The organism is Streptomyces sp. NBC_01433, from assembly GCF_026340105.1.
In the GTDB taxonomy this organism is placed as follows: Bacteria; Actinomycetota; Actinomycetes; order Streptomycetales; family Streptomycetaceae; genus Streptomyces.
On the sequence record NZ_JAPEPM010000003.1, the window covers coordinates 91,826 to 105,618 of the forward strand.

Annotated in this window: 8 protein-coding genes and 1 pseudogene; 3 read left to right on the top strand and 6 right to left on the bottom strand. The window is 70.7% G+C overall.

Translation table 11 applies throughout. The annotated features are described in order from the left end of the window. Nucleotides 1–48 precede the first annotated feature (48 nt). A pseudogene (locus tag OG413_RS37230) lies at nucleotides 49–333 on the bottom strand (response regulator transcription factor); the annotation flags it as partial. Nucleotides 334–532: 199 nt separating this feature from the next. On the opposite strand from OG413_RS37230, the gene OG413_RS37235 reads away from it, so the two are divergent. Next, nucleotides 533–1,978, top strand: coding sequence for a glyceraldehyde-3-phosphate dehydrogenase (locus tag OG413_RS37235; protein ID WP_266813449.1), 1,446 nt, complete (start codon nucleotides 533–535; stop codon nucleotides 1,976–1,978). 130 nt (nucleotides 1,979–2,108) lie between these two features. Here OG413_RS37235 and OG413_RS37240 read toward each other — a convergent pair whose 3' ends face one another. Beyond that, a complete protein-coding gene (locus tag OG413_RS37240; RefSeq protein WP_266813451.1) occupies nucleotides 2,109–3,419 on the bottom strand; it encodes a hypothetical protein in 1,311 nt (436 codons plus the stop codon). Between the two features lie 367 nt (nucleotides 3,420–3,786). Between OG413_RS37240 and OG413_RS37245 the strand changes: the two genes are divergently transcribed. Together OG413_RS37245 and pgm are read left to right on the top strand one after the other, a co-directional pair. After that, nucleotides 3,787–4,854, top strand: a complete 1,068-nt coding sequence (locus OG413_RS37245; RefSeq protein WP_266814260.1) for a chitinase — start codon at nucleotides 3,787–3,789, stop codon at nucleotides 4,852–4,854. 219 nt (nucleotides 4,855–5,073) lie between these two features. After that, nucleotides 5,074–6,720: a phosphoglucomutase (alpha-D-glucose-1,6-bisphosphate-dependent) gene (gene pgm / locus OG413_RS37250; RefSeq protein ID WP_266813453.1), complete on the top strand. Its 1,647-nt coding sequence runs from the start codon at nucleotides 5,074–5,076 to the stop codon at nucleotides 6,718–6,720. Nucleotides 6,721–6,814: 94 nt separating this feature from the next. Here pgm and rho read toward each other — a convergent pair whose 3' ends face one another. The 4 genes from rho to OG413_RS37270 all read right to left on the bottom strand — a co-directional run bounded on the left by rho (nucleotide 6,815) and on the right by OG413_RS37270 (nucleotide 13,516). Continuing rightward, nucleotides 6,815–7,954: a transcription termination factor Rho gene (gene rho / locus OG413_RS37255; protein WP_266813455.1), complete on the bottom strand. Its 1,140-nt coding sequence runs from the start codon at nucleotides 7,952–7,954 to the stop codon at nucleotides 6,815–6,817. A 372-nt stretch (nucleotides 7,955–8,326) separates the two neighbouring features. Further along, nucleotides 8,327–9,391 (bottom strand): methylmalonyl Co-A mutase-associated GTPase MeaB, encoded by a 1,065-nt coding sequence (meaB, locus tag OG413_RS37260; protein ID WP_266813456.1) that lies wholly within the window; start codon nucleotides 9,389–9,391, stop codon nucleotides 8,327–8,329. Nucleotides 9,392–9,395: 4 nt separating this feature from the next. Beyond that, nucleotides 9,396–11,654, bottom strand: a complete 2,259-nt coding sequence (gene scpA / locus OG413_RS37265; protein ID WP_266813458.1) for a methylmalonyl-CoA mutase — start codon at nucleotides 11,652–11,654, stop codon at nucleotides 9,396–9,398. Beyond that, nucleotides 11,654–13,516: a methylmalonyl-CoA mutase family protein gene (locus tag OG413_RS37270; protein ID WP_266813460.1), complete on the bottom strand. Its 1,863-nt coding sequence runs from the start codon at nucleotides 13,514–13,516 to the stop codon at nucleotides 11,654–11,656. The genes scpA and OG413_RS37270 overlap by 1 nt, the downstream gene beginning before the upstream one ends. Nucleotides 13,517–13,793 lie beyond the last annotated feature (277 nt).

Consider the following 13,793-nt stretch of genomic DNA (forward strand, 5'->3'; position numbering starts at 1 on the left):
CGGGGCATGCCGGTCGACGTACCGGGAGGGGCGGCCCGGACCCGTGGCCTACCGGCCGGGACCGGCCAGGCCCGACTCCCGGGCGGCCAGCGCCGCCCCCACGCGATTGCGCACCCCAAGCTTGCCGAGGATCGCGCTGACGTGTGCTTTCACCGTGCCCTCGACCAGGTGCGGGCGGGCGGCGATCTCGGCGTTGGACAAGCCGACGCCGAGGAGCGAGAGGACGGAGTGTTCGCGTTCGGTGAGTGTGTTCACCGGGTGGCGGGACGGTGCCCCGACCGGCATGCCGTGCGTGCGCAGTCCACTGATCACCCGCGCGGCGACCCACGGTGATCGACGGTCTCGCGATGATCGGCAAAGGAGCCGGTGCGCCCGTGCGCGTGCCACCGGACCGGATCGTCGCCGACCCGGCCCCGGGCTCCGGTCGCGGCATCCCGCCCGGGTGACACCGGCTGGACAGGCGACACCGTTTGGATGATCAAAATAGCAGGGGGTTACCATATGAGCGCCGCCTAGCTCGAAAGATAAACCTGTGACTGTCAATGAAGACGCGTTCACCAACTGGAAGCACCGCGAGGAGATCGCGGAGTCGATGATCCCGATCATCGGGAAGCTGCACCGGGAGCGGGACATCACCGTCCTGCTCCACAGCCGCTCCTTGGTCAACAAGTCGGTGGTCAGCATCCTCAAGATCCACCGATTCGCCCGCCAGATCGCCGGTGAGGAGCTCTCGGTCACCGAGACGCTGCCGTTCCTGAACGCGCTCACCGCGCTCGACCTCGGCCCGTCCCAGATCGACATCGGCATGCTCGCCGCGACGTACGCGACCGACGGGCGTGGTCTCTCGGTCGAGGAGTTCACCGCCGAGGCCGTTGCCGGAGCCACGGGCGCCGACAAGATCGAGCGCCGCGAACCGCGCGATGTCGTCCTCTACGGATTCGGCCGCATCGGCCGGCTCATCGCCCGACTGCTCATCGAGAAGGCGGGCTCCGGCAACGGTCTGCGGCTGCGCGCCATCGTCGTCCGCAGGGGCGTCGGCCAGGACATCGTCAAGCGCGCCTCGCTGCTGCGCCGTGACTCCATCCACGGCCAGTTCCAGGGCACGATCACCGTCGACGAGGCGAACAGCAGGATCATCGCCAACGGCAACGAGATCAGCATGATCTACTCCGACGATCCGACATCGGTGGACTACACGGCGTACGGCATCAAGGACGCCATCCTCATCGACAACACCGGCAAGTGGCGCGACCGCGAGGGCCTTTCGAAGCACCTGCGTCCCGGCATCGCCAAGGTCGTCCTGACCGCGCCGGGCAAGGGCGCCGTGCCCAACATCGTGCACGGCGTCAACCACGACACGGTCAAGCCGGACGAGCAGATCCTGTCCTGCGCGTCCTGCACCACCAACGCGATCGTCCCGCCGTTGAAGGCGATGGCGGACGAGTACGGGGTCCTGCGCGGCCACGTGGAGACCATCCACTCGTACACCAATGACCAGAACCTGCTGGACAACTACCACTCGGGCGACCGCCGCGGTCGTTCGGCGGCGCTCAACATGGTCATCACCGAGACCGGCGCCGCCTCGGCCGTCGCCAAGGCGCTGCCCGAGCTGGAGGCGCCCATCACCGGCAGCTCGATCCGTGTCCCGGTGCCGGACGTCTCGATCGCGATCCTCAGCCTGCGCCTCGGGCGCGAGACCACCCGCGAGGAGGTCCTCGATCACCTCCGGACCGTCTCGCTGACCTCGCCGCTGAGGCGGCAGATCGACTTCATCAGCGCACCCGACGCGGTCTCCAGTGACTTCATCGGCTCGCGCCACGCCTCGATCGTCGATGCCGGTGCCACCAAGGTCGACGGCGACAACGCGATCCTCTACCTCTGGTACGACAACGAGTTCGGCTACTCCTGCCAGGTCATCCGGGTCGTTCAGCACGTCTCCGGGGTGGAATACCCGACGTACCCGGCCCCGGCGGTCTGATATCGGCGATCTGATCCCGGTGGTCTGATTCCGGCGGCCCGCCTGCCTGCCCAGTGCTGGGCAGGCAGGCGGACGGCGGTGAGGCGGTGGTGGGGCGACGGCCGAAGCGACCGACGCCCCACCCCCTCGTTCACGGCACGAACGAGATGTCCGGGTAGCGCGGGGACGGCGCGGACAGCAGACGGCTGTCGTGGCCGCGCAGATGGAGGTCGAAGAAGGCGCCCAGATAGGCGCGTTCGGCGGCGACGGCCCGGTCCGCGTCGATCGTGCCGATGGCGGTGGTCAACTGGGCGACCACGTCGGGCGGGAGGGTGAGCGCCCGCTCCAACTGCTGCGCCAGCGGGGACAGGTCGGTATAGGTCTGGTGTCCCGAGTCGCGCAGGCGCAGTTCGAGGTGCCAGCCCCGCAGGTGTGACCAGAACCGTTTCCATGACGGGTCGTTGTGACGCCCGTGGTTGGCGTTGCTCATCAGCAGGAACGGGCGGTCGAGGCCGGTGGTGGCGACAGCTCCGTTGAAACTGCCGTCCAGATTGACACCGGCGAGCACGCGGCTGTCCCGTGACATGACCTCGGCGGCGGTGTCACCGCCGAGCGAATGCCCGAACATGGCGATCCTCGACAGATCGAGGGAGCCTCGCAGCCCCTGGGGCAACTGTCCGCGTCCGGCGCCCGAACCGCTTGCGGTGTGCGCGGCATTGGCCGCTCGCCCGGCGTTCAGCGCGGTGAGTTGGTCCAGGACGAACCCGGTGTCGTCCTTACGGACCCGCAGCGCCTTCCTGATGTCGGCAGCGGTCGGCCGGGCCGGCTGCCGGCCCAGCTCCAGTCGGCCGCCGGGGAACTCCACGATCTGACTGTCGTACGTGTGGTCGATGGTCACGACCGCGTAGCCCCGGCCGGCCAGATCCTCGGCGAGCGCGGTGCTGAGTCCACGCAGCGCCCCGTAGCCGGGGGAGAAGAGGATCAACGGATGACCACCGGGGTGCGGGCGAACGGGTGCGCCTTCGTGACCGTGGGTCAGCGGGAAGTCCACGTTGTCCATCGGCGTCCGCAGGTCCTTGCTGATCTGCTCCCGGAACTGAGCCGCCGCCGCCGGTGGCAGCCAGGGGGCACGCCGGAAGCCCTGGGTGCGTCGGGCCGGGTACCACAGGGTGATCATCAGCTCGCGCGGCGACGGGTGCGACGTCCACGGATCCTGGCGCGCGTGGTCGGTCAGGTGCAGGGAGAGCGTCCCGATGTGCCGCGGTCCGGCCGGCCTCGGCAGCGTCAGCCGTACCCGGCCCGCTCGGGTTCCGGTGGCCGATCGTGGGTCCGCCCCCGCGGGCAGGGCGCCGCCGGGGCGGGTGTGTGCCTCGGCCACCCCCGCGGTGGCGAGCAGAAGTCCCGCCGCTCCGGCCGCGGTCAGTACTGATCTGCGTGTCGGGCGGCCTACTGCGTCGCTCATCGGCATTTCCTCATCTGTGGTCGGAGGTCACGCGGTCTCTCCCGTCGAGACTGGCAGTGCCGCGGCGCCCGGGGGCGGCACACAGCGGGAACTCCGGGTACGACCGGGGACATCCCCGACTCCCGCTCAGGGGCGCGTACGCCGTCGGTGCGGCGCCGCCTCGTTGATCCTTCGTGGAGCCGGGGACCACCGGGGCCGAGGAGTTGGCCGATCGCCACCCGGCCGCCAACTCGAGCCACTTGGTCCAGACCTATTGACCGGAGGTCTGGACCATTTTACGGTTTGGCAGGGTCACGACATGGGTGGGGTCGGGTGCGAACCTTTCGCGCCGGGCGGCGGCAGGCCCTGGCGGGAAGGGACACACATGATGGGTCGCACGTCACGTCTGCTGGGCATCGGTCTGGCAACGGCGTTCGTCGTACAGATGATGGTCGCGGCGGCGCCGCCGAGCGCTGCGCCGCCGAGCGCGGCGCAGGCGGACACCTGCGCGGTGAAGTCGAAACCTGCGGGCAAGGTGCTCCAGGGCTACTGGGAGAACTGGGACGGCGCGGCGAACGGGGTGCACCCGCCGCTCGGCTGGATCCCGATCACCGACTCCCGCATCACGGGCCACGGTTACAACGTCATCAACGCGGCCTTCCCCGTCATCCGCTCGGACGGAACCGTCCTGTGGGAGGACGGGATGGACGCGACGGTCAAGGTCGCGACCCCGGCGGAGATGTGCCAGGCCAAGGCGTCCGGCCTCACCACCCTCATGTCGATCGGTGGTGCGGCGGCCGGGATCGACCTGAGCTCCAGCGCCGTCGCCGACCGCTTCGTCGCGACGGTGGTGCCGATTCTGAAGAAGTACAACTTCGACGGCATCGACATCGACATCGAGACAGGGCTGGTCGGCGGCGGCAACATCAACCAGCTGTCGGCCTCGCAGGCCAACCTCATCCGGATCATCGACGGAGTGCTGGCGCAGATGCCGTCGAACTTCGGGCTCACGATGGCTCCCGAAACGGCGTACGTCACCGGGGGCAGCGTGGTCTACGGCTCCATCTGGGGCGCGTACCTGCCCATCATCAAGAAGTACGCGGACAACGGCCGCCTCTGGTGGCTGAACATGCAGTACTACAACGGCAGCATGTACGGCTGCTCCGGAGACTCCTACTCCGCGGGAACGGTCCAAGGGTTCACCGCGCAGACGGACTGCCTCAACGCCGGGCTCGTCATCCAGGGCACCACGATCAAGGTGCCCTACGACAAGCAGGTGCCCGGACTGCCCGCGCAGCCGGGCGCCGGTGGCGGCCATATGTCGACCGGTCTCGTCTCGCAGGCATGGAACCGCTACAACGGCGCGCTGAAGGGCCTGATGACCTGGTCCCTCAACTGGGACGGTTCGAAGGGCTGGACCTTCGGCGACAACGTGAAGTCCCTGCAAGGCCGTTGAGTGACGCGGTGCACCGGGCGACGTCGGCGCCCGGTGCACCGCCGGCCGGCTCCGCCGGGACGAAGCGGCCCGCCGGTGCGCCGCTCGCCGCCGGACCACGGCGTGAACCGGTCAGCGCGGCCGGAGGCGGCGCCGGGGATCGGGTACATATCGTGGTGCTCGTCCGCCCCGGGCGGTGGCACGCCCGAGCGGGCCGACCGACGACAACGAGGAGAACCGATGGTGCATGAACGGGCCGGGCAGCCGGCACAGCCTGGAGATCTGGTCGATGTGGCACGGCTGGTGACGGCCTATTACGCCCTCCACCCCGACCCGGCGGAACCCTCCCAGCGCGTGGCCTTCGGCACCTCGGGACACCGCGGCTCGGCCCTCTCGGCCGCGTTCAACGAGGACCACATCGCCGCCACCACCCAGGCGATCTGCGAGTACCGGTCCCGGCAGGGAACCGACGGGCCGCTCTTCCTCGGCGCCGACACCCACGCCCTGTCCGAGCCCGCCCGGGTCACCGCGATCGAGGTGCTCGCCGCCAACGGGGCCGTCGTCCTCATCGACTCCGACGACGGCTACACCCCCACCCCCGCCGTCTCGCACGCCATCCTCACGTACAACCGGGGCCGTACCGGCGGCCTCGCGGACGGCATCGTGGTCACCCCGTCGCACAACCCGCCCGCCGACGGCGGTTTCAAGTACAACCCGCCGAACGGCGGTCCGGCCGGCTCGGACGCCACCTCGTGGATCCAGGACCGCGCCAATGCCCTGATCGAGGGCGGGCTCAAGGAAGTCCGCCGCATCCCGTACACCAGGGCACTGTCCGCCGCGACCACCGGCCGCCACGACTTCCTGACCGCATACGTGGACGACCTGCCGTCCGTACTCGACCTGGACGCCGTACGGGACGCGGGGATCAGGATCGGCGCCGATCCGCTCGGCGGCGCCTCGGTCGCGTACTGGGGCCGGATCGCCGAACGGCACCGGCTCGACCTCACCGTGGTCAATCCGCTCGCCGACCCGACCTGGCGGTTCATGACGCTGGACTGGGACGGCAGGATCCGGATGGACTGCTCCTCGCCGCACGCCATGGCCTCGCTGATCGCTCAGCGCGACGCCTTCACGATCTCCACCGGGAACGACGCCGACGCCGACCGGCACGGCATCGTCACCCCGGACGGCGGTCTGATGAACCCCAACCACTATCTGGCCGTCGCCATCCGCTATCTCTTCTCGCACCGCGAGGGATGGCCCGCCGGTACGGGAATCGGCAAGACCCTCGTCTCCTCCTCGATGATCGACCGGGTCGCCGACGACCTGGGCCGCCCGCTGGTGGAGGTGCCGGTGGGATTCAAGTGGTTCGTCGACGGGCTCTTCGACGGCACCCTGGGCTTCGGCGGCGAGGAGTCCGCCGGGGCCTCGTTCCTGCGCCGCGACGGACACGTCTGGACGACCGACAAGGACGGCATCCTGCTGGCCCTGCTGGCCTCCGAGATCACCGCGGTCACGGGATCCACCCCGTCCCAGCACTACGGCGAGCTCACCGCCCGCTTCGGCGACCCGGCCTACGCCCGCGTCGACGCGCCCGCGACACGGGAGGAGAAGGCGGTACTGGCCCGGCTCTCCCCGGACCAGGTCACGGCCGACACCCTGGCGGGGGAGCCCATCACGGCCGTCCTCACCGAGGCACCGGGCAACGGCGCCGCGATCGGCGGGCTCAAGGTCTGCACGGACAGTGCCTGGTTCGCCGCCCGGCCCTCCGGCACCGAGGACGTCTACAAGGTGTACGCGGAGAGCTTCCAGGGTCCCGCTCACCTCGGCCGGGTGCAGGACGAGGCCCGCGCCCTGGTCTCCACCGCGCTGGGCGGCGCCGGCTGACGGCCGCAGGTCCGGCTCCAGGATCCCCGGAGCCGGACCCGCCGCCCGTGGGAACCCGGACCCGCCGCCGGGCTTCCCCGAGGCGCTCAGGCGCTCAGGCGCCGGGAACGGTCCGGTGCACCTGACGGAGGAACGTGGCGTTGTCCGGCGTACGGCGGAGCTTGTCCAGCAGCGTCTCCAGGGTGGCCTGCCCGTCCCTGGCGTGGAGGGCACGGCGCAGTCCCCGTACGACGGTCAGTTCGGCGGCGGGCATCAGGAGTTCGTCCCGACGGGTGCCCGAAGGGGCGATGTCGACGGCCGGGAAGATCCGCTTGTCCGCGAGCGTCCGGTCCAGGCGGAGTTCCATGTTGCCGGTGCCCTTCAGCTCTTCGAAGAAGTAGTCGTCGGCCCGGGACCCGGTCTCCACCAGGGCCGTTGCCAGGATGGTGAGCGAACCGCCCTCCTCGGCCAGGCGCGCGGCACCGAACAGCTTCTTGGGGCCGCCGAGTGCTGCCGCGTCGACGCCACCGCTCAGCGTGCGCCCGCCCGCTCCGGCCGCGTTGTTGTGGGCCCGGCACAGCCGGGTGAGGGAGTCCAGCAGCAGGACGACGTCCTGGCCCTGCTCGACCAGGCGCTTGGCGCGTTCCACGGCGAGATCGGCGAGAGCGATGTGCTCCTTGGCGGGCCGGTCGAAGGTCGAGGCGAACACTTCGCCCCGTACCGAGCGGCGCATGTCCGTGACCTCCTCCGGACGCTCGTCCAGGAGGACCACCATCAGATGGCACTCGGGATGGTTGGTGGCGACGGCCGCGGCGAGCTGTTGCAGCAGCACCGTCTTGCCGGTCTTGGGCGGTGCGACGATCAGTCCGCGCTGCCCCTTGCCGACGGGCGCGATCAGGTCGACCAGCCGCATCGCGGGGCCGCCCTGCGCGGTCTCCAGGCGGAGCCGGTCGCGGGGGTGGAGCGGGGTGAGGTCGCGGAAGTGGGGCCGGCCGAGCAGCGCGCGGGGGTCACGGCCGTTGATCCGGTCGATCGCGGTCAGGGCGCGCGGCCGCTCGCAGGTGCCCTCGACGACATCGCCCTTGCGCAGGCCGTGCCGGCGGATCAGTGCGGGCGACACCTGTATGTCGTCGGGGGAGGGGTGGCCGCCGTTGACGCGGAGCGTGCCGTGGCCGTTGTTCGTGGTGTCGAGGACACCTGCGGTCCGGACGGGCCGGTGTTCCGCGGCAATGGGGCGTTCGAGTGTGGTGGTCATGAGAGGGGGTCCTTTCGCGGACAGGCGAATGAGAGGCCCGGCGATCGGAGGGGCGGCGAAATCACGCCCCGTACCACGGGCAGAAGAGCCCGGACCGGACTGAGAAGTAGTGCGAGAAAGCTGGATCGCGGGTCCTGAGAAGGACGAGCGCAACAGCGAGGGAGAGAAAGTAGCACCGGAGCCCGAATGTGGGGGCTTACACACGTGCTAGTGGCACTGTACCACCAAGCGTGGGGGGCGCGGGAGAGGGGCGGGTGGAGCGGACCGGAAAACCGACCGCTCCACCCGCCCGCCACCACCTGGCAGCCGCACCGCACGATCGCTTGCCTGCCTGCCTGCCTGCCCGCACCGGTACAAGGTCAGGCGCGCCGATCAGCCGCGCGGCCCCGGCGTCGTCGACTCGCGACTGTCGTTACGGCCACCGCTGCCGCTGTCATCGGCAGAGCCGCCGCCGTCGCCGCGGAACACGCCGAGAATGCGCTCGGCGGCGAGAGTGGCCGTCAACTCGCCCTCCCGTACGCGGTGTTCGAGATCCGGGGCGAGTGCCCGTACCGCCGGATGGTTGCGCAGGCTGTCCAGCAGCTCGTCGCGGACCATCGTCCATGTCCAGTCCACCTGCTGCTCGCGCCGCTTGGCCACCAGCCGCCCCGTGGACTCCAGGAGGGACCGGTGCTGCTCCAGCCGCTCCCACAGCGTGCCGAGACCGCTCGACTCCCGGGCGCTGCAGGTGAGGACCGGGGGAGTCCAGGCGGCGTCGACCGGGTGCATCAGCCGCAGGGCGCCCGCCAGTTCACGCGCCGCCGAACGGGCGTCGCGCTCGTGCGGACCGTCGGCCTTGTTGACCGCGATGGCGTCCGCCAGCTCCAGTACCCCCTTCTTGATGCCCTGGAGCTGATCGCCGGTGCGGGCCAGGGTGAGCAGCAGGAACGTGTCGACCATGTTGGCGACGGCCGTCTCGGACTGCCCGACGCCGACCGTCTCCACCAGCACCACGTCGTAACCCGCCGCCTCCATGACCACCATGGACTCACGGGTCGCCCGTGCCACCCCGCCCAGCGTTCCGGCGGTGGGCGAGGGGCGTACGAACGCGTTCCGGTCGACGGCCAGCCGTTCCATCCTGGTCTTGTCACCCAGGATGGAACCGCCCGTACGGCTGGACGACGGGTCGACGGCCAGCACCGCGACCCGGTGCCCGAGCCCCGTGAGCATGGTGCCGAGCGCGTCGATGAACGTGGACTTGCCCACGCCGGGCACCCCGCTGACGCCGATGCGCCGGGCCCGCCCGGAATGCGGCAGCAGCTCACCGAGCAGACGCTGGGCGAGCGCCCGGTGATCGGGGCGGGTCGACTCGACGAGAGTGATGGCGCGGGCGATGAACGCCCGCTTCCCGTCGAGCACTCCGTTGACATAGGTGTCGATGTCGATCTTCACGGCCATCCGGTCAGCGGCTCAGCTCGTGGCCGAGCGCGGCGGCGAGCCGCGTGACCAGGTCGTGGGCGGCATCCGGGATCACCGTTCCCGGCGGGAACACCGAAGCGGCGCCCGCCTCGTGCAGGGCCTCGATGTCCTGCGGCGGAATCACCCCGCCCACCACGATCATGATGTCCTCGCGTCCCTCCGCGGCCAGTTCCTCGCGCAGCGCCGGTACGAGGGTGAGGTGCCCGGCGGCCAGCGAGGAGACGCCCACGATGTGCACGTCGGCCTCGACCGCCTGCCGGGCGACCTCGCCCGGCGTCTGGAACAGCGGGCCGACGTCGACGTCGAAGCCCAGGTCGGCGAAGGCGGTCGCGATGACCTTCTGGCCGCGGTCGTGGCCGTCCTGGCCCATCTTGGCGACCAGGATGCGCGGGCGGCGGCCCTCCGCCTCCTCGAACTCGTCGACCAGCTTGCGCGTGCGGTCCACCGAGGGGGACTCTCCTGCCTCTTTGCGGTACACCCCGGAGATCGTACGGATCTGGCCCGCGTGCCTGCCGTAGACCTTCTCCAGCGCGTCCGAGATCTCCCCGACCGTGGCCATGGCGCGCGCGGCCTCGACCGCCAGCGCCAGCAGATTGCCCTCCAGGCCCGGTCCCGGGTCCCGCCCGGCCGCGTCCGTCAGCGCGCGCAACGCGTCCTGGCAGACCGTCTCGTCGCGCTCCTCGCGCAGCCGGCGCAGCTTCTCGATCTGCTGGGCGCGGACGGAGGAGTTGTCGACCTTGAGCACATCGATCTGCTCATCGGTCTCCACCCGGTACTTGTTGACCCCGATGACGGGCTGGCGCCCCGAGTCGATCCGGGCCTGGGTGCGGGCGGCGGCCTCCTCGACCCGGAGCTTCGGGATGCCCGCGTCGATGGCCTTCGCCATTCCTCCGGCCGCCTCGACCTCCTCGATGTGCTGCCAGGCCCGCTCCGCCAGGTCGTGCGTCAGCTTCTCCACGTACGCGCTGCCGCCCCACGGGTCGATGACCCGGCAGGTGCCGGACTCCTGCTGGAGCAGCAGTTGGGTGTTGCGGGCGATCCGCGCCGAGAAGTCCGTCGGCAGGGCCAGCGCCTCGTCCAGCGCGTTCGTGTGCAGCGACTGGGTGTGCCCCTGGGTGGCGGCCATGGCCTCCACGCAGGTCCTGGTGACGTTGTTGAACACGTCCTGCGCGGTCAGGGACCAGCCCGAGGTCTGTGAATGGGTGCGCAGGGAAAGGGACTTGGCGTTCTTCGGCTCGAACTCCCGGACCAGCCTGGCCCACAGCAGCCGGGCCGCCCGCAGCTTGGCGATCTCCATGAAGAAGTTCATGCCGATCGCCCAGAAGAAGGAGAGCCGCGGCGCGAACGCGTCCACGTCGAGCCCCGCCGCCCGGCCCGCCCGCAGATACTCCACGCCGTCGGCCAGGGTGTAGGCCAGCTCCAGATCGGCCGTGGCCCCGGCCTCCTGGATGTGATAGCCGGAGATGGAGATCGAGTTGTAGCGCGGCATCTTCTGCGAGGTGAACGCGAAGATGTCGGAGATGATCCGCATCGACGGGCCGGGCGGATAGATGTAGGTGTTGCGGACCATGAACTCCTTGAGGATGTCGTTCTGAATGGTCCCGGCCAGCTTTTCCGGCGGTACGCCCTGCTCCTCGGCGGCCACGATGTACAGCGCCAGCACGGGGAGCACCGCGCCGTTCATCGTCATCGACACCGACATCCTGTCCAGCGGGATGCCGTCGAAGAGCTGACGCATGTCGTAGATCGAGTCGATGGCGACCCCCGCCATGCCGACGTCGCCCGTCACCCGGGGGTGGTCGCTGTCGTAGCCGCGGTGGGTGGGCAGATCGAAGGCGACGGAGAGGCCCTTCTGCCCGGCCGCGAGGTTGCGCCGGTAGAAGGCGTTGGACTCCTCGGCGGTGGAGAAACCCGCGTACTGCCGGATGGTCCAGGGCTGGTTGACGTACATCGTCGGATACGGGCCGCGCAGATACGGTGCGATGCCCGGGTACGTCCCGAGGGAGTCCAGACCTTCGAGATCCTGCCCGGTGTAGAGCGGCTTGACCGTGATGCCCTCGGGGGTCTCCCACAGCAGATCGGTCTCAAGGCCGCCGGTCGACTCCTTCACCGCGGCCCGCCACGCGTCGGCCGTCGCGGTGGGCGGTGCCTCGGACTCCAGCGGGACGGTGGAGAAGTCCGGGACCGGGCTCACCGGTGTCCCCGGAGCTGTGGAGGTCTCGCGGGTGTCGGGGGTCTGCATCACGCCACTCCCATGCGGTCGAGTACGGAGGAGAGGACGGCGATCGCGTCGCAGCCGGCGAAGACGAAGGAGTCGACACCGGGGTGGTACCCGGGCCGCCCGGCGAGGAACACCTGACCGGCTCCCGCGGACCTGAGCGCCGAAGCCACCCCTTCCGCGTGCTCCGCGTAGAGCGGGTCGGAGGAGCACAGGCATGCGACCGTCGCCCCACTGGCGGCGAACGCCCCGGCGGCCGTCGACGCGTCCACGGACACCGGGTCGTGCACCGCCTCGATCCCGCCGGCGAGGAAGAGGTTCGACGCGAAGGAAGCCCGCGCCGTGTGTGCCGAGGCGGGGCCCAGCGCGGCGATGAACACCTTCGGACGCGCCCCCGTGGCCGCCAGGTGAGCGTCCGAACGGGCCCGCAGCGCCTCGAACGCCTCGTCGCGGCGGACCCTCGGCAGCCCGCCCTCCGGCGCGCCGGAGCCGACGGGCACGGGCTCGCGCTCCACCGGCCGCTCCGCCAGCTGCGGGAACTCGCTGACCCCGGTCACCGGCTCCTTGCGCCGCGCCAGGTCCTTGGACCGGGCCGCCCAGGTGGCCGCGAGCCGCTCCGCGACCAGCCCGGAGCGCAGGGCGGCGGCCTGGCCGCCCGCCCGCTCGATCTCCTGGAAGAAGGACCAGGCGGCAGCGGCGAGTTCGTCGGTGAGCCGCTCCACGTACCAGGAGCCGCCCGCCGGGTCGATGACCCGCGCCAGATGCGACTCCTCCATCAGGATCGTCGAGGTGTTGCGGGCGATCCGCCGGGCGAACGCGTCCGGCAGGCCCAGCGCGTGATCGAACGGCAGCACGGTGACGGCGTCGGCCCCGCCGACGCCCGCGGCCAGAGCGGCCAGTGTGGTCCGGAGCATGTTCACCCACGGATCACGGCGCGTCATCATCACCGGCGAGGTCACGGCGTGCTGACGCTGCGCACCCGCTCCGGCGGCCCCGCACGCCTCGGCGACCCGTGCCCACAGCCGACGTGCGGCGCGCAGTTTGGCGATGGTCAGGAACTGGTCGGCGGTGGCCGCGTAACGGAACTCCAACTGTGCGCAGGCCGCTTCGACGGACATCCCGGACCCGGTCAGCGCCCGCAGATAGGCGACCCCGGTCGCCAGGGAGAGGCCCAGCTCCTCGGCGGCCGAACCACCGGCCTCGTGGTAAGGCAGCGCGTCCACGCCCATCGCGCGCAGCCCGGGATACTCGCGGTCGCACACCCGTGCCCAATGGACGGCGGCGGTGAGGCCGGGCTCGGTGCCGGTGCGGGCCGCGTGCCCGAGCGGGTCCGCGCCGAGACTGCCGCGCGCGGCGTCCTTCGACACCCCCCGCTCCTCGTACAGGCGGAGCAACTCCCGTACCGCTGAGTCGAATTCGGTGGGGGCGTCGAGGGCGACGGGTGCCAGGTCGAGATAGACGCCGTCCAGTGCGCGGGCGAGGCCGGAGACCGGAATCCCGGTGGGGGCGCCCACGGCCAGCCACAGCGAGGTGACGCCGTTCTCCAGATCGCCGAGCAGGGCCTCGTTGAGCCGGGCGGGGTCGGCCAGCGCGTGGCGCTGCCGTACGTCCCAGCCGGCCGCTGCGGTCCCCTCGGCCCTGCTGCCTCTGGTGAAGGGGGCGAAGCCGGGGAAGCCGGTGTCGGGCGAGGTGTCGTGCGAGGTGTAGAGGGGCCGGGTGGTGAGCCCGTCCTCCAGCGTGGTGGACAGCGCTTCCTCCGCTGCCGCGCCCGAGACTTCCTTGCCCGACTTGCGCAGAACGCCTTCGACGAGGCTCTGCCACTGGTCATGGGAGGGGTCAGGGAACCCGGCGGCCGGAGGGAGCCCGTCAGCAGGCAGGACCGTCATGCTCAGATGTTAGGGCAGGGCATGGAATGAGCAGCAGGGGCACCGTCTGTGACCTTGCCCTCTCCGGAACGCACTTGATCCTTTACGGACCGTGGCGTAACCGGCCCGGCAGACGGGGCGGCGGAGTGGGCGGCACGGGCGTGGCGGGGTCGCTCCCCGCGCGCCGGGGACCGGCGACCGGCCTATGCCCCGGGGTGGTATCCGGCGTTTTCCGTTGTCGATTCCCGCGCCGCGTGCGACGTTGATCCTGATATGCGCAATTCACGTAGTTAATCGG